We start from the raw sequence: 17556 nt of genomic DNA, 5'->3' as shown, positions 1-17556 counted from the left end.
ACGGGGACGGCCCGCGACCGGCCTCAGTCGGCGTCGGTCCCCGACCGTTCCGCCTTCGTGGCGGAGCTCCTCATCAGGCCCCGTCGCAGCGCTCCCATCAGGTGCCTGGCCGGACCCCGCGGCCGCGTCCGGGGCTCCTCGGGTGCCGGCCAGGGAATCCTCGCCCCGGTGAAGTCGTAGGCGGTCTCGGCGTGTTCGGCCTGGTCGATGCCGGCCGTCTCGGCCTTCGCGGAGACCCGGAAGCCGACCAGCCGGTCGACCGCCTCGGCCAGCAGCCAGGACAGTACGAAGGAGTACGCCGCGACCGCCACGACGCCGATCGCCTGCCGGCCGAGCTGTCCGGGCCCGCCGCCGTAGAACAGACCTTTCGCGCTCTGGCCGACGTTCCCCGTGGCCAGGAGGCCGATCAGCAGCGAGCCGACCGCCCCACCGACCGCGTGCACGCCCACCACGTCGAGCGAGTCGTCGAAGCCCCAGCGGTACTTCAGCGAGACGGCGGCGGAGCAGACCGCACCCGCGACCGCACCGATCGCGATGGCGCCGAGCATCGAGACCGAGCCGCAGGCGGGGGTGATCGCGACCAGTCCGGCCACCGCGCCTGAGGCGGCGCCCAGCGTGGTGAGCGCGCCGTGCCGGTACCTCTCGTAGACCAGCCAGCCGAGCATCGCGGCGGCGGTGGCGGCCTGGGTGTTCATGAACGCCATGCCGGCGACGCCGTCGGCGGCCAGCGCCGAGCCCGCGTTGAAGCCGAACCAGCCGAACCAGAGCAGCCCGGAGCCGAGCATCACCAGCGGCAGGCTGTGCGGCCGCGTCGGGTCCTTCTTGAAGCCGATCCGTCTGCCCAGCACCAGGCAGAGCGCGAGCCCGGCGACGCCCGCGTCGATGTGCACGGCCGTGCCGCCGGCGAAGTCGATCACGCCCACCCGGTCGACCAGCCAGCCGCCGTGCCCGTTGTCGGTGAAGAACACCCAGTGCGCGACCGGGAGGTAGACCACGGTGTCCCACAGGGCGACGAACAGCACCCAGGCGGTGAACCTGGCGCGGTCCGCGATCGCCCCGCTGATCAGCGCCGGGGTGATGATCGCGAACATCAGCTGGAACGCGGCGAACACGGTGACCGGGATCGAGCCCTTCAGGTCGTCCCGGCCGATGCCGCGCATCCCCAGGTGGTCCGGATTCCCGATCAGACCGGCGAAGGAGTCCGTGCCGAAGGCGAGCGAGTAGCCGTAGAGGACCCACAGCACACTGACGACCGCCAGCGCCACGAAGTTCATGGCGAGCATGTTCAGGACGCTCCTGACCTGCACCATGCCGCCGTAGAAGAAGGCCAGTCCGGGGGTCATCAGCATCACCAGCGCGGCAGCGACGAGCACGAACGCCGTGTCACCCGCGCTGAAGCCGTCCGGCATCGGCGTCTCCTCCTGCTGTCGGTGCCACACCACTGGTGGGAATCCCGTCCCACGGCACCCGGGGTGTCCGCGGTGCGGAGGAGAGCGACGGAGCCCGGCCCGGCCCCGGGCGCGGCCCCGGTGCACCGGCCCGGGGTCGACGGGCCTGGACCCGGACCGCAGGCCGTGACGTACCGTACCGCCGGACACCGCCCGGAGCGGCCGAGCCATCCCCCGCGTACGCCGAACGGGCGAGCCCTGCGACCCCGTCAGCCGTGCGGCCGGGCCCGTGCGTCACCTGTGGTCACGCGGGAACGCGGGACGGGCGGGCCGTGAGGACCAACCGGCCTCCGGGGCTTTCCGGACCTTCCGGGGGCCGCAGGGGTTGCAGGGGTTGCGGGCGTCACGCAGCCGGCGACGTCTCGGCCTGGAGCGGCCCGGAGCCTACGGTGAGCCGGGTCAGCCCAGGCCGTTGATCCGCTTGTACTCCAGCGCGTAGGCGAGCTTGCCGGGCTTGGCGTCGGAGTACGGCTTGCTCAGCTTGTCGAACTCGCCCTTGGTGGCGGGCTTGCCGGCGTTCCACTGGTCGAGCGCGCCGAGGTCCGCGGCGGTGAAGCCGCTGTCGACGACGGAGGTCTTGGGCAGCGCGGCGATCGTCCGGGTCAGGCCCTGGACGGTGGCCAGGTAGCTGCCGAGGTCGTTGCGGTTCCAGCCGGAGAGGTCGACCGGCTTCGCGTCGCGGACCCAGCTGCCCCAGTAGAACTCCTGGAACGGCAGGGAGTTCTGGGTGTAGCCGATGTCGCGGCCGAAGTAGAGCAGGCTGCGGTACTTGTCGTCACGGAAGTTGGCCAGGCCGACGCCGGTCGGCAGCTTGTTCACCTTGACCTGGTCGCCCTCCGGGCCGCGCAGGTAGACCCACTTGTTGGCCTGCATCCGGTCCCAGAAGTCCTGGCGGGTGAGGTTGCTGTAGTTGGCCAGCACCCGCAGCCGGACGTGCAGGTTCGCGCCGCCGTCCGGGGTCTCGTAGAAGGAGGTGAGGGTGTGGTGCCCGTCGGTGAGGAAGGGCTCGCCGTGCGGGCCGATGACGACCGTCTTCATGGCGGCGACACTGTCGGCCGTCTCAGCGCCGACGGGGAGCTTGCAGGTGAAGGAGGACGGGTCGTCCAGGCGCGCGCCCGGCTGGACGGTCGCCGCGTCGACGCGGCCGTCGGCCTCGCACCAGTCGGCGAACTTCTTGTTGACCGCGTCCTTGCCGAGAGTGTAGCGGCCGAGCTTGTAGTACACCTCGTCATAGCCCAGCGCGGGCTGGGTGGGATGCACGTCGCCGATCCGGACGTCCAGCAGCCGGCCGGGCTCGGCGCACAGGTACTGGGCGAACGGCGTGGAGCGGTTGTCGTGCCCGCACTGCGGCGGCCGGGTGCCCGGCGCGCCGGGAGCCGCGTACGCGACCGGCGCCGACACGATCACCGCGACGACGGCCGCTCCGAGGGCCGCGGTGCGGCGGGACGGGGGGATGGAACGCATGGCACTCCTCGTTTCAAGGGCGGACAGGCCCGTGAGCGTGGCAGCGCCCGGCCAACGCCGGCCCTCGTTCCCGCGACATCCGGACGAACCCGAGGTCAACGATCACGGTGCCGCGTACGTGCCCGGGCCGGGCAGCGCCCCGTTGCCCACCGCCGTTGTCGGCCCACAGCGGGAGTTCGAGCGCATCGGTCGGGCCGGCGGGCTGTTGGCGGGGGCCGCCCTCCCGGCGGGGCGGGAGGGCGGACCCGGAGGGACGGGATGCGGCTGGACGGCACCCTGACGGCGGTCCACACTCCCCGTAAAGTTAGCTTAGGCACACCTAAGTCACATGGCCTCAGCCCGCCGCATCGCGGCGGGTGGCGGTCATCGCCGTCCGCTGTCGGCGGCGGGGTGTGCCGGACGAAGACATCGGACAGGGAGAGAGATGGCGAGGGACGGCCAGGAGGCCAGACGTCCGCACGGGGAGCTGGTCGCGGACGTGATGGCGGTGCTGTGGGCGGCCGGTGAGCCGATGACGGCGCAGCAGGTCAAGGGGGCGCTGTACCAGGACCTCGCCCGGACGACCGTGGCGACGATCCTCGCCCGCCTGCACGAGAAGGGGACCGTGGAGCGCACCCGGCCGGGGCGTTCCTTCGCCTATGCGCCGGTCTCGGACGCCGCCGGCCTGGCGGCCGGGCGGATGCGCCGGGAACTGGAGAAGGAGCCGCAGCGGGACCTCGTGCTGAAGCGCTTCGTGTCCTCGTTGTCCACGGACGACGGGGACGTGCTGCGGCGCCTGCTGATCGAGGCGGAGGCCGATACGGAGACCGATACGGAGACCGAGACGACGGCACAGGCGGAGGCCCAGGCGGAGGCCGAGACAGCTCGGGCCGGGGGCGAGGTCGTGTCGGAAGGCGGGGCGTGACGCCGTTCCTGGTGATCGTCGCCCTCGCCGTCGCCCTCCCCTGGGCGGCGGTGCCCGCGGCACGCCGTCTGGCCGGGCTGCTCCCGCCGCGCGAGGCCTCCTGGGCGCTCACGGGAGCGGCCGTGCTGCTCGCGGGCGGCACGGTCGCGGCGCTGGTCGGCCTCTTCCACGTGCCGTTCCTGGCGGCGCTGGAGCACCTGCCGTTGGAGCGGGTGGCGGCGGACTGGCCGGCGGTGGTGCCGGTTTCCGGTGCCGCCGGGGCGCTGCTCGCCGCGCAGGCCCTCCGGCTGGCGCTGGTCGCACGGCGGCGGCGTGCGCTGCTGTCCCGTGCGTGGAGGCTGACCGGGGAGGGGACGGCCGAGGGCGATGTGCTCGTCGTACCGGGCGAGGAGGCGGAGGCCTTCGCCCTGCCCCGGCACCGCGGGCGGCGCGCCCGTGTCGTCGTGTCGGAGGGCATGCTGAAGGCGCTCGGACCGTCGGAGCGCGCGGTGCTGTTCGCCCATGAACGGGCCCACCTCCACGGGCGGCACCATGTGCTCTCGGCCGTCGTCGACCTGGCCGCCGCCGTGCATCCGGCGCTCGCGCGGCTGGGGTCCGCGCTGGAGTTCCACCTGGAGCGGTGGGCGGACGAGGCCGCCGCGGCGGCGGTGGGAGACCGCAGGCTCGCCGCGGCCGCCATCGCCCGCGCCGCGCTGGCCGACTCGGCCGGGGCCGGTGGGCACGGGGCCGGTGTGCGCGGGGCCGGTGTGCGCGGGGCCGGTGTGCGCGGCCGCCGGTTCCTGTCCGTGAGCACCGGACCGGTCCCCCGGCGGGTCCAGGCCCTGCTGGAGCCGGAGCCCGCGGGGCCCAGGGGGCGCGGGCCGCGCGCGGCCGCAGCCGGTCTCCTCGCCGCGGTGGCGGTGTCGGCCCTGCTGACGCTCGGTCTCCCCTACGGCCTGCACGAGTACGTGGAGCACACGGTCAGGGCGATCGTCGGCCCCTGACGGTCTGACGACATCGATGTAGACCAATGGTCGCGGGCGTGGGTATGGTGAGCCTCGGTTTGCTTCTCCGACGCCGAGTGCGTCGCGCTTTTCCGATGATGGGAACATGGTGTGTACGACGGACGGCAGGGCTCGTCGAGTCCGTTCGAGCAGTCCGTCTACCTCCTGTCGGAGGCCGGCCGGGCCGTCGACCGTCTGCTGACGGAACGGTTGGCACACCGGGGGCTGACCCCGGTCCACCACGCGCTGCTGTCGTCGCTGGCGCAGCTGGGGCCCCACAGCCGCAAGGATCTCACCGCCCGTGTCCCGGCGACCGCCCCCGAGGTCGAGCAGGCCCTCGACGATCTCCTGTCGGCGCGCCTGTTGCAGGCGATGGTGGTCCATGTCGGTGGCCGACAGGAGGTCCTGACCATCACGGCCTCGGGCGAGTCCGCCCTGGACGTGCTCCACGCCGACGCGTCGGCGGCGCAGGACGACCTGCTGGCGTCCCTGACGAAGGGGCAGCGCGTCGAGCTCAACTCCCTGCTGCGGCGGGTGTGCGCGGCCGCCGCCCGGGGAGCCGGGCAGGCGCCGCGGCTCCGCGAGAAGAGCGGTTGGACCCTGACCCAGGGCTCCCGGCGGACCTGGGCGAGGGTTCGGGAGGGCGCCGCCCCGGCCGACGAGCCGGACACCGGAACGGCGGGCTGACTCCGCCGCGCGGAGCGCTCAGCCCGGCACCGGACTCGGGGCCGCGCGGTGCCCGGTGAGCGGCGCCCCGGCCGCGCCGTCGAGGGCGAGGAGGAGGTCCGCGTGAGCCGAGAGCAGGGACAGGTCGTGGCTGACGAGGACGACGGCGAGGCCCTGGTCGGCCCGTAGGCCGTGCAGGAGTTCCATGATGTCGTCTGCGGTGTCGGCGTCGAGGGCGGAGGTGACCTCGTCGCAGAGCAGGACGTCGGGTTCGGCGGCCAGGGCGCGGGCGATGGAGACGCGTTGGCGCTGTCCGCCGGAGAGTTCGTGGGGGTACCGGGCGGCGTGGTCGGGGGTGAGGCCGACGGCGGTGAGCAGTTCGGCGACGCGGGCGCCGCACCGGTCCGCGGGTCGCGCGAAGTGGAGCTTCAGCGGGCGCGTGAGGGTGGCGCCGACGGTGTGGGCGGGGTTGAGCGCGCCGAGCGGGTTCTGCGGGACGAGTTGGATGCGGCGGCGCTGGTCGCGGGTGCGCCGCCGGTAGGAGGCGGCCAGCGGTTCGCCGCCGAGGGTGATGTCTCCGCCCTCGGGGCGGTGGAGGCCGGCCAGGGTGCGCAGCAGCGTGGTCTTGCCGCAGCCGGACGGGCCGGTGATCCCGGTCAGGGTGCCGGGTCGCAGGGCGAGGTCGAGTCCGGCGAGGACCTGGTGGCGGTTCCGGCCGGTGCCGACTCGGGCGTCGAGTGCCTTCACCTCGACGACGGGCTCAGGACCGGTGGTCGCCGTGGCGGCGAGATCGGGTGCCCGCGCGGGCACGGGAGCGGACACGGGAGCAGGAACGGGAACAGGCACGGGCACGGGTGTGACCGGGGTCGTGACCGGACGGTCGGGCCACAGGGCGAGGGCGTCGTCGGCGCAGCGGGCGACGAAGTCGGGGTCGTGGCTGGTGAGCGCGATGGCGATGGCGTCGCGGTCGGCGAGGTCGCGGAGCAGGTCGGCGATGTCGTCGCGCAGGGCGGCGTCCAGGCCTGCGGTGGGTTCGTCGAGGAGGAGGATCGCGGGGCGGCGGGCGAGCGCGCGGGCGAGCGCGACGCGCCGCTGCTGACCGCCGGAGAGGCTCGCGGCCCGACGGTGTGCGAGGCCTTCGTCTGTCGGCAGGCGGACGGCGCGCAGCAGGTCCGTCACCGGGGTTCGGCGGCGCCGCGGGGCGGTCTCGCCGATGAGCCGGTCGACGCGCATCCGGGGGTTGAGTCCGGAGCCCGGATCCTGGCCGACGAAGGCGAGTTCGTGGCGGCGGATCCGGCGCAGTTCCTCGGCCGGGAGCGCGAGGATGTCGTGGCCGAGGACGGTGAGGCTCCCGGCGGTGACGCGCGCGCCCGGCGGGAGGGCGCCGGCGAGGGCGCGCAGCAGGGTGGTCTTGCCGGCGCCGGAGGGCCCGGTGATGGCGGTGATGCGGCCCGGGGTGAGGGTGAGGGTGGCGTCGGTGAGCAGCGGGGTGCCGCCGAGGGCGGCGGACAGGCCCGCGGCACGGGCGGCGGGGCCGGTGGCACTCGGAGCGGGGTCGGCGACACGCATAGCGGGGTTGGCAACACTCACAGCGGGGTCGGTGTCGCTCACAGCGGGGTCTCCGGGGTGGGCCGGGCGGGGGCGAGCGCTTCGGCGGCGAGGTTGACGCTGATGGCGAGCAGGCCGATGGCGAGGCAGGGGGCGCCGACCGCCCACGGGTTGAGGGTGATTCCGGCGGCGTTCTCGCGGATCATCAACGCCCAGTCGGCGTCCGGTGGTTGGGGGCCGAGTTGGAGGAAGGCGGCGACCGAGACGATGTAGACGCCTTCGACGAAGCGCAGGCCGAACAGGGCGAGGACGGTGGAGCGGAGGTTGGGCAGGACCTCGTGGACGGTGAGGTGCCAGAGGTTCTCGCCGCCCGCGGCGGCGGCTTCGACGAAGCCGGCGGCGGCGAGGGGTGCGGCCGCGGCGGCGACGATCCGTACCGCGTAGGGGATGCCGAGGAGGATGGCGGCGGCCGCGACGGCGAGGCGCCCGCCGCCGGGCCAGGCCAGGGCGATGAGCATGATGGCGAGGACGGACGGCAGCAGGATCGTCAGGTCGGCGGCGCGTTCGATCCACCGGCCGAGGGCCGGACGCAGCACCGCGAGGATGCCGATGGCGGTGGCTGTCGCGGTCACGACGAGGGCGATGGCGAGGGCGGTGGCGATCAGGGGCGCGCCGCCGGTCAGCAGGCGGCTGAGGACGTCCCGGCCGAGCTGGTCGCCGCCGAGGGGCGCGTCGCCGCCGGCTTCGGCGTACGGGAAGGTGACCGGGGTGTCGATCGGGTGCGGCGCGAGGAGCGGCCCGGCCAGTGCGAGGGCGACGAGGACGAGCGCGGGGGCCGCGCGGATGAGCGCCCGTCGCTTCCGTCGGGTGGTGGGCGCGGCGGCCGTTGCCGGGGCGTCGACGGTCATCGTCGCTCCTCTCCGAGGGTGGTGGTGCGGACGAGGTCGGCGAGCAGCAGGAGCAGGCTGATGGCGGCACCGGCCGCGGCCACCACTCCGGCGACCAGGGGGGTGTCGCGGTCGGTGATCGCTCCGGCCAGGACGGCACCGGTGCCGGGGTAGTTGAAGAGGGTCTCGACGACGACGGTGCCGCCGAGGAGCATGCCGGCGGAGGTGGCGATGCCGACGGCGATGGCGGGCAGGGCGCCGGGGAGCATGTGGTGGCTGAGGATTCGCCGGCGGGGCAGGCCGTCCAGGACGGCTGCCTGGACGTGCGGCAGGGCCGACTGGTCGGCGAGTGCTCCGCGCACGATCCGGGTGTTCCAGCCGATCTGGGGGACCGCCAGGGAGAGCAGCGGCAGGACGATCATGGTCCAGGACTCGGGCCTGCCGTCCGGGCCGGTGAGGGTGACGGCGGGCAGCCAGCCGGTCCACTGGGACAGCAGCAGGAGCAGGGCGACGGAGAGCACGAACTCCGGGAGGGCGAACGCGGCGGTGGACAGGGCATCGACGGCGCGGTCGACGCGCCCGCCGGGGCGCAGCGCGGCCCAGCCGCCGAGGGCGAGGGCGCCGACGGTGCTCAGTACGAGGGCGAGGCCGCCGAGCAGGAGGGTGTTGGGGAAGGGCCCGGCCAGGACGTCGGTGACGGGCCGACCGCGCGCGGTGGTGCCGAGGTCGCCGGTGGGCAGGCCGGTCATCCAGTCCAGGAAGCGCTCCCCGACGGGCCGGTCGAGGCCCATGGCGGTGCGTCGGGCGGCGAGGTCGGCGGCGGTGACGCCCCGGTCGGAGCTCGCGCCGGCGGCGTCGCCGGGCAGGAGCTCGATGGCCGCGAAGACGGCCGCGAGCAGGACGACCAGCATCACGAGTCGCCGGACGGCCTGCCGGGCGACCCGGCCCGCACCGGGGAGGATGCGGGCCGGGAGGCCGCGCGGCGCTCGGGCGCCGGCCGGTTGGAGCGCGGTCAACGTGCCAGCCAGGTCTTCTCGAGCTGGACGCGGCCGTAGCCGGGGAGCTCGGGCAGGTCGCGGACGGCCGCGCCGGCGAGGTCGATGCCGTCGGCCATGCCCCACAGCAGGTAGCCGGACTTGGCGAACTCGATCTCCTGGAGCCGGTGCAGCAGCTTGTCGCGCTCGGCGGCGTCGGCGGTGCCCATGGCCTTGCGGTAGGTCTCGTCGAAGCCCGGCTCGTTCCAGCCGGACTCGTTCTGGCCCGCGTCGGAGAGCATCGTCTTGGAGGCGAAGAAGACCACCGAGTCGTTGGTGCCCCAGTAGGTGGTGTAGAGGGTGCCCTTGAGCCAGGTGTCGTCCCAGAAGACCTTGGAGTCCTGCTTCACCACGTTGATCTTCACCCCGGCCTCGCGGACCTGGGTGGCGAACAGGGTCGCGGACTCGGCGAGGCCGGCGATGTCCTCGGTGGTGGCCAGGTCGTAGGTCCTGGCGGTGTCGAAGCCGGCGTCGGCGAGCAGTTGCCTGGCCCTGGCGAGGTCGCGGGTGCGCTGGGGGACGTCCTTGGCGAAGGCCGGGTCGCCGGTGCCGAGGATGTCGTTGGCGGTGCTGCCGTAGCCGGAGAGGACCTGCTTGACCATGGCGTCGCGGTCGACGGCGAGCCTGAGCGCCTCGCGCACCCGGACGTCGGCGAACGGGCCGTCGGCGGTGCGCATGACGACGGGCATCGCCATGTCGTTGGGGCGGCGCACGATCCGGATGTCCTTGCGGGCCTCGGCGGTGCGGGCGGCGACGGCGCCGGCGTTGGAGGCGACGTCGATCTGTCCGGCGAGCAGCGCGTTGGCCATGGCCTGGGGGCTCTCGAAGAGACGCACCTCGATGGCGTCCAACAGGACCTTGCCGCCGTACCAGCTGTCGTTGCGCACCAGGCGGGCGTTGCCGTCGCGGTACCAGTCGAGCTTGAAGGGGCCGGTGCCTGGCGCGCTCGCGACGGCGTCGTCCTTGGTGTCCTTCTTGAGGACGAAGGTGGTCAGGCGGGTGAGCAGCGGCAGGTCGGCGTTGGCGTAGTCCGACACCAGGACGACGGTCCTGGCGTCCTCGGCCGTGATGCCCTCCGGCTGGATGCCGGGCAGGCGGCTCCTGCCGGCCGGGGTGTTGCGCAGGCGCTTGAGCGACCAGACGACGTCGTCGGCGGTGACCGGGGTGCCGTCGTGGAAGGTGGCGCCGTCGGCCAGGGTGAAGCGCCAGGTCCTGAGGTCCTCGGACGGCTTCCAGGAGGCGGCCAGGCGGGGGGCGGTGTTGGTCTGGTCTCCGGGTATCGCGAGCGTGTCATAGATCAGACTGATGATCAGGTAGTCGCTCTCGTTGGCCTGGGTGCCGTGCGGGTCCCGGGTGACGGCGGAGGCCTTCCCGAGGGCGCCGACCTTCAACGTCCCTCCGGGGCGGGGCTGCCGGCCGGCTCCGTCGGAGGGCGCGGCCTCGTCGGCGCCACCCTTGCCGCCACCGCAGGCGGCGAGCACGCCGACCGCCCCGGCTCCGGCTCCGGCCCACAGCAGCTGTCGTCTGGTGACGCCCACGTTCGATCCTCGTCTCGGGTGCCGTACTCAAGTTGCTTAGGGTTACCTATCCTAAATTCAAGACAAGCCGCAAGCCGTCCGGCGGAGCGCACCCACCCCCGGGCCATGCGCCCCTCAACCCTCAAAAGCCCTCCTGAGCAGCGACTTCGAGCCCGCGCGACATGTGCGCCGCCACCCGGAACCGGGACTACGCACACGTAGACATCCAGCCGGGTAAGGCTTGCCTCACCTCAGAGTCGTTGTTACGTTCCTCCCGTCCGGCCGTTCGAGGCGCCCCGGACCCACGCCCCACGCGCAGTTCCCGCCGCCGTCCCCCCACCGGCGCGGTGATGCCACGTGCCCGCGCCCTGCTCCCCTCCCGTCCCCGGAAGGTCTCCCGCCGTGCCCACCTGCCCTGCCCCGATACGCCGTCTCGACACCGACGCCGCCTCGGAACTCACCGCCACCGCCGCGAAGTTACTGACCCTCCACGGCTCCGCGACCAGCCCCGCCCTGTTGGCCGACCTGCCCGCGACCTGCGCCCGGCTCAGCGAGCCGCTGCACCGCCTGCTGCGCCCGGTCGACACCGCCGACGGCCTGTTCGTGCTGCGCGGCCTGGACGTGGACGACACCGGCCTCGGCCCCACGCCCGGCCACTGGTCGACCGCCGGCGACGCCGGCGCGCTGTGGGACGTCACCCTGCTGCTCGTCTCCACGCTGATGGGCACCCCGATCGCCTGGGAGGGCCAGCAGGACGGCCGGTTCGTGCACAACATCGTCCCCTCGCCGGGCCACGAGGGCGAACAGACCGGCGCCTCCAGTGCCGTCCTGCTCGCTCCGCACACCGAGGACGCCTTCCACCCCGGCCGCGCCCATCTGCTGCTGCTGTGCTGCATGCGCAACCACGACGGCATCGCCACCACCGCCGCCGGTGTGCGCCTGGCCGACCTGTCGGCCGGCGATGTCGAGCAGTTGACACGGCCCGTCGCCCCGATCCTGCCCGACGACGCCTACGAGCGGGCCCGGAACTCCGGCGAACGCCCCGTACCGGTCCCCACCCTGTTCGAGACGCCCGACGGCCTGACGATGCGTTACGACCCGGCCTACACCCCGCTGGAGGGGGCGGACCGGGCCTGGCGCGAGGCGTACCGGCGCCTCGGGGCGGAACTGGCCCGCGTCTCGGTCGCGGTGAGCCTGGAGCCGGGTGACGTCCTGGTCGTCGACAACGACCTCGTCGTCCACGGCCGGGTGCCGTTCCGGGCCCGCTACGACGGCACCGACCGCTGGCTCAAGCGCGCCTCGGTACGCGTGGAGGGCCGCCCCACCCGCCCGCTCGCCGAGCACGACGAACACGGCTACGGCCAGGCCGCCCTCACCGCCTGGGCCGTCTGAACCACCACCGCCGCCTCACCTCCTCGAAAGGGCACCCTCATGGACCGGGACGACACCTCCCTGCGCGTACTGTCCACCAGCGACCTCGCGGGCCTGGACATCACCCTCGCCGACGTCGTCGACACCGTCGAACAGGCCTGCCGCACCCTCGCCGCCGGGCAGTCCGACAACCCGCGCAAACTGACCGTCAAACCCGCCGACGGCCACTCCGTCTCCTACGCCATGCTCGGCCGCGACGGGGTCCGCGACGTCCTCGCCTTCAAGACCTCGTACAAGCACGGCCTGCACGACAGCCGCGAAAACCAGCACTACTACACGACGCTGACCATCTACGACGACACCACCGGCCTGCCGTTGGCGATGATGGACTGCTCCCGCATCGGCTCCCTGCGCACCCCGGCCGTCTCCGCGCTGCTGGCCCGCGAATGCGCCGCCCCCGACGCCTCGACCGCGCTGGTGATCGGCACCGGCACCCAGGGCCGCCTCGCGCTGCCGTTCCTGCTCACCACCCTGCCGAAGCTGGAGCGCCTGCTGCTGTCCGGCACCCATCCCGAGGGCATCGCCGCGGTCCGCGCCGAACTCGCCCGGCACTTCCCCGAGCGCGAACCGGAACTGGTCACCGACCTCAGGGCCGCCGCCCGCGACGCCGACGTCATCGTCGCCACCGCCGGCGCCCACACCCCCGCCGCCGTCGAGGCCGACTGGCTCACGCCCGGCACGGTCTCGATCCTGGTCGGCCACGGCCTCGCACCCTCCACCCTCCACCGGGCGGACCGGGTGATCGCCACCAGCGAGGCCCAGATGCGCGTCACCGGCACCGACATGGCCGACGCGGACGGCGCGTTCCCGGCCGTCGACCTGGAACTGCCCGCCGCCGTCTCCGGCGCCGCCGACGCCCGCACCGCCCCCGACCAGCGGATCTTCGCCTACAACAGCGGGCTGGTCGTCACCGACATCGCGCTGGGCCACCGCTTCGCCCAACTCGCCACCGCCCAGGGCCTCGGCACCGAGGTGGCGCTGTGGCGCTGAGCCTGCCCGCCCACCCCGACCCGCTCACCGAACGGATCCACGCCGGCGGCCTGCTCCACGAACTCGCCCACGGCCTGGGCGGCCCCTTCCACTACCTGCTGCCCGAGCGGTTCGACGCGAACCTCGCCGCGTTCCGCGACGCCCTCGCCGACGCCGGAGTGGACGGGCGGGTGTACTACGCGAAGAAGGCCAACAAGGCCTCGGTGTTCGTGGAGCGCTGCGCCACCGCCGACGCCGGCGTGGACGTCGCCTCCCTCGGCGAGCTGCGCGACGCCCTCGGCCACGGCGTGCGCGGCGAGGACCTCGTCGTCACCGGCCCCGCCAAGTCCGAGCACCTGCTGCGCGTCGCCGTCCGGCAGGGCGCGCTGATCGCCGTCGACGCCCTCGACGAGCTGGAGCGGCTGCTCGCCCTCGGGGTCGGCCGTCCCGCCCGGATCCTGCTCCGCCGACACCCGCCCGCCCAGCCCCGCAGCCGCTTCGGCCTCGACGACCCGCAGCTGCACCGGGCGCTCGACCGGTGCGCCGGGGCCGGCGAGGCCGTACGGATGGAGGGCTTCAGCTTCCACCTCTCCGGCTACGCGATCCAGCCGCGCGCCGACCTCGCCGGGGAGCTCGTCGAACTCTGCCTCAAGGCCCGGGCCTCGGGCCTGCGGGCGGACCGGATCAGCATCGGCGGCGGCTTCCCCGTCGACTACGTCGCCGCCGAGGCGTGGGACGCCTTCCTCGCCGACCAGGGGCCCCGGCACTACCACGGCGGGAAGTCCTTCGCCGTGGGCGACTTCTACCCGTACCACTCCCCCGTCGCCGGGGCGGACGCGCTGCGCGCGATCCTCGCCGCCCGCCCCGGCGGCGCGGGCACGAGCCTCGCCGAGCGGCTGCGGCAGGCGGGCGTGACGCTGCTGCTGGAGCCCGGCCGCGCACTGCTGGACGGGGCCGGTTCCTCGGTCTTCCGCGTCCAGGGCGTCAAGGACCGGACCGGGTACGGCATCGTCACCGTCGACGGCACCAGCCTCAGCCTGTCCGAGCAGTGGTTCGACAGCGAGTACCTGCCCGAACCGCAACTGCTCCCCGCACGCACCGGCGGGACGGCGACCGGGCCCTTCCCCGCCTGCGTCGGCGGCGCCAGCTGCCTGGACTCCGACCTGCTGACCTGGCGCAAGGTCCCCTTCCCGGCCCGGCCCCGGGTCGGTGACCTACTCGTCTACCCCAACACCGCGGGCTACCAGATGGACTCCAACGAGTCCCCCTTCCACGAGCTGCCGCTGCCGCCGAAGGTCGTCATCGACCACCCCGACGGAACCGGCCCGCCCCGCTGGCGCCTCGACCGCTGACCCCCGCCCCGCCGTCCCCACGGAGCCCCACCATGACCGACGCCCTGCACCGCCCCCCGGTGGTCAGCCGGATCTCCGACCTCATCGGCCACACCCCGCTGTTCGAACTCGCCCGCGCCGACAACGGCGCCCGCCTGCTCCTCAAACTGGAGATGTTCAACCCCACCGGCAGCGCCAAGATCCGGATGGCCCGCCAGATGGTCCTCGACGCCGAGGAGCGCGGCGAGCTGCGCGAGGGCGGCCACATCGTGGAGTCCACCTCCGGCAACACCGGCCTGGGCCTGGCCGTGGTCGCCGCCGAACGCGGCTACCGCTTCACCGCCGTCGTCGACCACCACGCCGCCGCCGACAAGCTGCGCGCCATGTTGGCGATGGGCACCGAACTCGTCTACGTCGACGCCGACACCGAAGGCGAGGAACTCCACACCGCGGCCCGCGAGGAACTCGCCGAGGAGATGGCCAGCGGCAGGGAGAACACCTTCTTCACCGAACAGCACAACAACCCCAGCAACGCCGTGGGTTACCACGCCGTCGGCCGCGAGATCGCCCAGGCCCTCGACAACCGGGTCGACGTGCTGGTCGGCGCCGTCGGCACCGGCGGCGGACTCTGCGGCACCGCCCGGGAGTTGAGGAAGTCCGTGCCCGACGTCGCCGTCGTGGGTGTCGAACCGAAGGGCTCGATCGCCTTCGGCCCGCCCGCCCACGACTACTACCAGTCCGGCACCGGCACCCCCGAGGGCGCGACCATCGGCCTGCTGGTGGACTACGACCTCATCGACGAGGGCGTGAAGGTCGGCGACATCGAAGCCTTCGCCACCGCCCGCGTCGTCGCCCGCCGCACCGGCCTGCTCCTCGGCGGCTCGGCGGGGGGCGTCGTCCACGAGGCCCTGAACCGCCTGCGAACCCTGGCACCGGAGGCCGTTATGGTCGCCTTCATCAACGACGGTGGCGAGAAGTACCTCGACACCGTTTTCAACGACGACTGGATGAACGCCCGCGCCCTGCTCGACGACGCCGTGGAGGCCGGGGTCGACGACATGCTCACCGAACTCCGCAGGCCCTGACTTCCGGGAAACGTGACACCCACGATGCAGCAGCTAGCCACCCTCGCCCGCGACAGCCGCGCGCTCGCCGCGCTCGCCGTCCCGCTCGCCCTCACCCAGCTCGCCCAGGTGGCCCTCACCACCACCGACACCATCATGATGGGCGTCCTCGGCACCGAGGCGCTCGCGGCCGGCGGCCTCGCCCTGGTCGTCTTCAACCAGTTGCGCACCATGGGCGTCGGGCTCGTCACCGCCGTCGGCAACCAGGTCGCGGCCGCCGCCGCGCGCGCCGAACGGACCGAGGACCCGACCGACGACGGCGGGGAGGAGGTGCGCGGCCTGGTCCGGGCCGCGATGGCCGTCGCCACCCTGGCCGGCGTCGCAGGTGCCGTCCTGATGGTGCTCATCGGCCAGGCCGCCACCTTCCTCGGCCAGGACGCGGAGGTCGCCCACCGCGCCCAGGGCATGCTCGCCGCCCTCGCTCCCGGCCTGCTGCCCTGCCTCTGGTTCCAGGCGATCCGCCAGTTCACCGTCGGCATGCGCCGCCCGCAGGCCCTCCTGCGGATCACCATCGCCTCCGTCGCCGTCAACGCCGGACTCAACTGGGTCTTCATCCACGGCACCTGGGGCCTGCCCAGGTTCGGCCTCACCGGCATCGGCGTCGCCACCAGCGGCGTCTACCTGCTCTCCTTCCTCGCCCTCTACGCCTCCGCCCGCCGCGACCCGCAGCTCGCACCGCTGCTGAGCCCGGACTTCTGGCGCGCCGACGCGGCGACCGTGCGCCGCCTGCTCGGCCTCGGCACCCCGATCGCCGCCACCTACGGCTCCGAGGCGGGCTTCTTCTCCGTCACCGCTCTGCTCGCGGGCAGCTTCGGCGCCGCCGCGCTCGCCGCCCACACCGCCGTCAACCAGCTGATCTACATCGTCTTCCAGGTCGCCGTCGGCCTCTCCCATGCCGCCTCGATCAACGTCAGCCGGGAGCTCGCCCTCGGCGGGTACGCCGCCGCCCGCCGGATCAGGAACACCGCGCTCGCCTGCGGTGCCGTCGTCACCGCGCTCGTCGGCACCGCCTACCTCACCGTGCCCGACCTCGTCCTGCGGCCCTACTTCGACCCCGGCACGGCCGCCGACCAGCAGGGCCTGCGGATCGCCACCGGACTCCTGGTCGTCGTCGCCGTACTGCAGTTCTTCGACTGCGCCCAGAACATCGGCGTCGGCCTGCTGCGCGGCCTCGACGACACCCGGAGCGGCTTCCGCATCACCCTCGTCGGCTACTGGCTCGTCGGACTGCCCGCCGCCTGGCTGTTCGCCTACCCGCTCGGCGGCGAGACCCGCGGTCTGTGGCTCGGCCTGCTCACCGGCCTCGCCACCACTGCCGTGCTCCTGCTGCGCCGCTACGGCCGCGCTCTGTCCGCCAGGGCGGCCGCCGTGCCGGAAGCGGCCGTCGCGACCGCCTGAGGGGCCGAACGGCCGGAGGCCGGGGTTCGCGGATTCGTCCGCGGACCCCGGCCTCCGCCGTTTCCCGGGAGCGCCCGGCCCGGCGTTCCCGACACAGTGTCGGCAACTTGCTATTTAGGTTAGGCTAACCATAGCTATCAAGGTCATTCCGACCCGGCCGCATCCGATCCCTGGAGCCCGCATGCCCACGCCCGATTCCGTCCCGTTCTCCACCGTGCTCCGCACCGCCAGCAGTGAGGAGCACGAGGCCGCGGAGCAGTCCTCGTTCATGAGCCGACTGCTCGGCGGGCACCTCGGGATAGAGGCCTACGCCGACCTCACCGGCCAGCTCTGGTACGTCTATCGGGCACTGGAGGAGCGGGCCGAGCAGCTCGCGGAGCACCCGCTGGCCGGCCCGTTCGTGGACCGGGCGCTCCTGCGCACCGACGCCATCGAGCGCGACCTGGCGCACCTGCGCGGACCCGACTGGCGGGACGGGCTGGCGCCGCTGCCCGCCACCGCCGCGTACGTGGCACGGGTGGAGGAGCTGGCCGCCGAGTGGCCCGCCGGATACCTCGCGCACCACTACACCCGCTACCTGGGAGACCTGTCGGGCGGCCAGATCATCCGGGGCCTGGCGGAGAAGACGTGGGGCTTCGAACGCAAGGGGGACGGCGTGCGGTTCTACGTCTTCGAGGGGGTCGAGAACCCGGCCGCCTTCAAGCGCGACTACCGGGCCAAGCTGGACGCGGCCGGGGAGGCGATGGACGAGGTCGAGCGGCGCCGGGTGGTCGAGGAGTGCAAGCGGGCCTTCGTGCTCAACGGGGCGGTCTTCCGCGACCTGGACACGCGCTACCCGCTGAGTGCGTGAAC

At 73.7% G+C, this 17556-nt stretch carries 15 protein-coding genes; 9 read left to right on the top strand and 6 right to left on the bottom strand.

From position 1 onward, the window contains the following. Positions 1 to 23 precede the first annotated feature (23 nt). Together ACFRAR_RS25125 and ACFRAR_RS25120 are read right to left on the bottom strand one after the other, a co-directional pair. Positions 24 to 1409 carry an ammonium transporter gene (locus ACFRAR_RS25125; RefSeq protein WP_380700433.1) on the bottom strand — a complete coding sequence of 462 codons (1386 nt, stop codon included), beginning with the start codon at positions 1407 to 1409 and terminating at the stop codon, positions 24 to 26. Positions 1410 to 1847: 438 nt separating this feature from the next. After that, complete coding sequence (locus ACFRAR_RS25120) at positions 1848 to 2912, bottom strand: ParB/Srx family N-terminal domain-containing protein (protein WP_380700432.1); 1065 nt, start codon at positions 2910 to 2912, stop codon at positions 1848 to 1850. Positions 2913 to 3336: 424 nt separating this feature from the next. Between ACFRAR_RS25120 and ACFRAR_RS25115 the strand changes: the two genes are divergently transcribed. The 3 genes from ACFRAR_RS25115 to ACFRAR_RS25105 all read left to right on the top strand — a co-directional run bounded on the left by ACFRAR_RS25115 (position 3337) and on the right by ACFRAR_RS25105 (position 5486). Continuing rightward, complete coding sequence (locus ACFRAR_RS25115; protein ID WP_380700431.1) at positions 3337 to 3816, top strand: BlaI/MecI/CopY family transcriptional regulator; 480 nt, start codon at positions 3337 to 3339, stop codon at positions 3814 to 3816. Next, positions 3813 to 4799, top strand: coding sequence for a M48 family metalloprotease (locus tag ACFRAR_RS25110; RefSeq protein WP_380700430.1), 987 nt, complete (start codon positions 3813 to 3815; stop codon positions 4797 to 4799). Before ACFRAR_RS25115 ends, ACFRAR_RS25110 begins: the two co-directional genes overlap by 4 nt. Positions 4800 to 4910: 111 nt before the next feature. Further along, the gene (locus tag ACFRAR_RS25105; protein WP_380700429.1) at positions 4911 to 5486 is read left to right on the top strand and encodes a MarR family winged helix-turn-helix transcriptional regulator; all 576 of its coding nucleotides are present in this window, start codon (positions 4911 to 4913) and stop codon (positions 5484 to 5486) included. An 18-nt stretch (positions 5487 to 5504) separates the two neighbouring features. Here the strand turns inward: ACFRAR_RS25105 and ACFRAR_RS25100 are convergent, their stop codons facing one another. The 4 genes from ACFRAR_RS25100 to ACFRAR_RS25085 are packed head-to-tail and all read right to left on the bottom strand — an operon-like array spanning position 5505 to position 10472. Then, positions 5505 to 7034 (bottom strand): ABC transporter ATP-binding protein, encoded by a 1530-nt coding sequence (locus ACFRAR_RS25100; protein WP_380700428.1) that lies wholly within the window; start codon positions 7032 to 7034, stop codon positions 5505 to 5507. Positions 7035 to 7072: 38 nt separating this feature from the next. After that, positions 7073 to 7921, bottom strand: coding sequence for an ABC transporter permease subunit (locus tag ACFRAR_RS25095; RefSeq protein ID WP_380700427.1), 849 nt, complete (start codon positions 7919 to 7921; stop codon positions 7073 to 7075). Next, positions 7918 to 8916 (bottom strand): ABC transporter permease, encoded by a 999-nt coding sequence (locus ACFRAR_RS25090; protein ID WP_380700426.1) that lies wholly within the window; start codon positions 8914 to 8916, stop codon positions 7918 to 7920. The genes ACFRAR_RS25095 and ACFRAR_RS25090 overlap by 4 nt, the downstream gene beginning before the upstream one ends. Further along, positions 8913 to 10472 carry an ABC transporter substrate-binding protein gene (locus tag ACFRAR_RS25085; RefSeq protein WP_380700425.1) on the bottom strand — a complete coding sequence of 520 codons (1560 nt, stop codon included), beginning with the start codon at positions 10470 to 10472 and terminating at the stop codon, positions 8913 to 8915. Before ACFRAR_RS25085 ends, ACFRAR_RS25090 begins: the two co-directional genes overlap by 4 nt. A 381-nt stretch (positions 10473 to 10853) precedes the next feature. On the opposite strand from ACFRAR_RS25085, the gene ACFRAR_RS25080 reads away from it, so the two are divergent. The 6 genes from ACFRAR_RS25080 (at position 10854) to ACFRAR_RS25055 (ending at position 17554) form a co-directional block, all read left to right on the top strand. Beyond that, entirely contained in the window at positions 10854 to 11843 is a 990-nt protein-coding gene (locus ACFRAR_RS25080) for a TauD/TfdA family dioxygenase (RefSeq protein WP_380700424.1), read from the top strand. 39 nt (positions 11844 to 11882) lie between these two features. Continuing rightward, positions 11883 to 12872: an ornithine cyclodeaminase family protein gene (locus tag ACFRAR_RS25075; protein WP_380700423.1), complete on the top strand. Its 990-nt coding sequence runs from the start codon at positions 11883 to 11885 to the stop codon at positions 12870 to 12872. Continuing rightward, positions 12863 to 14203: a Y4yA family PLP-dependent enzyme gene (locus tag ACFRAR_RS25070; protein ID WP_380700422.1), complete on the top strand. Its 1341-nt coding sequence runs from the start codon at positions 12863 to 12865 to the stop codon at positions 14201 to 14203. Before ACFRAR_RS25075 ends, ACFRAR_RS25070 begins: the two co-directional genes overlap by 10 nt. 32 nt (positions 14204 to 14235) lie before the next feature. Beyond that, complete coding sequence (locus ACFRAR_RS25065; protein WP_380700421.1) at positions 14236 to 15267, top strand: cysteine synthase family protein; 1032 nt, start codon at positions 14236 to 14238, stop codon at positions 15265 to 15267. 24 nt (positions 15268 to 15291) lie between these two features. Beyond that, positions 15292 to 16704: an MATE family efflux transporter gene (locus ACFRAR_RS25060; RefSeq protein WP_380700420.1), complete on the top strand. Its 1413-nt coding sequence runs from the start codon at positions 15292 to 15294 to the stop codon at positions 16702 to 16704. Positions 16705 to 16885: 181 nt separating this feature from the next. Continuing rightward, complete coding sequence (locus ACFRAR_RS25055; protein ID WP_380700419.1) at positions 16886 to 17554, top strand: heme oxygenase (biliverdin-producing); 669 nt, start codon at positions 16886 to 16888, stop codon at positions 17552 to 17554. The last annotated feature ends 2 nt before the right edge of the window (positions 17555 to 17556 follow it).

The organism is Kitasatospora sp. NPDC056651 (genome assembly GCF_042792155.1).
Taxonomy (GTDB): Bacteria; Actinomycetota; Actinomycetes; order Streptomycetales; family Streptomycetaceae; genus Kitasatospora.
Note: the sequence above shows the minus strand (reverse complement) of the source record. Positions and strands in the feature narration are given on the sequence as shown.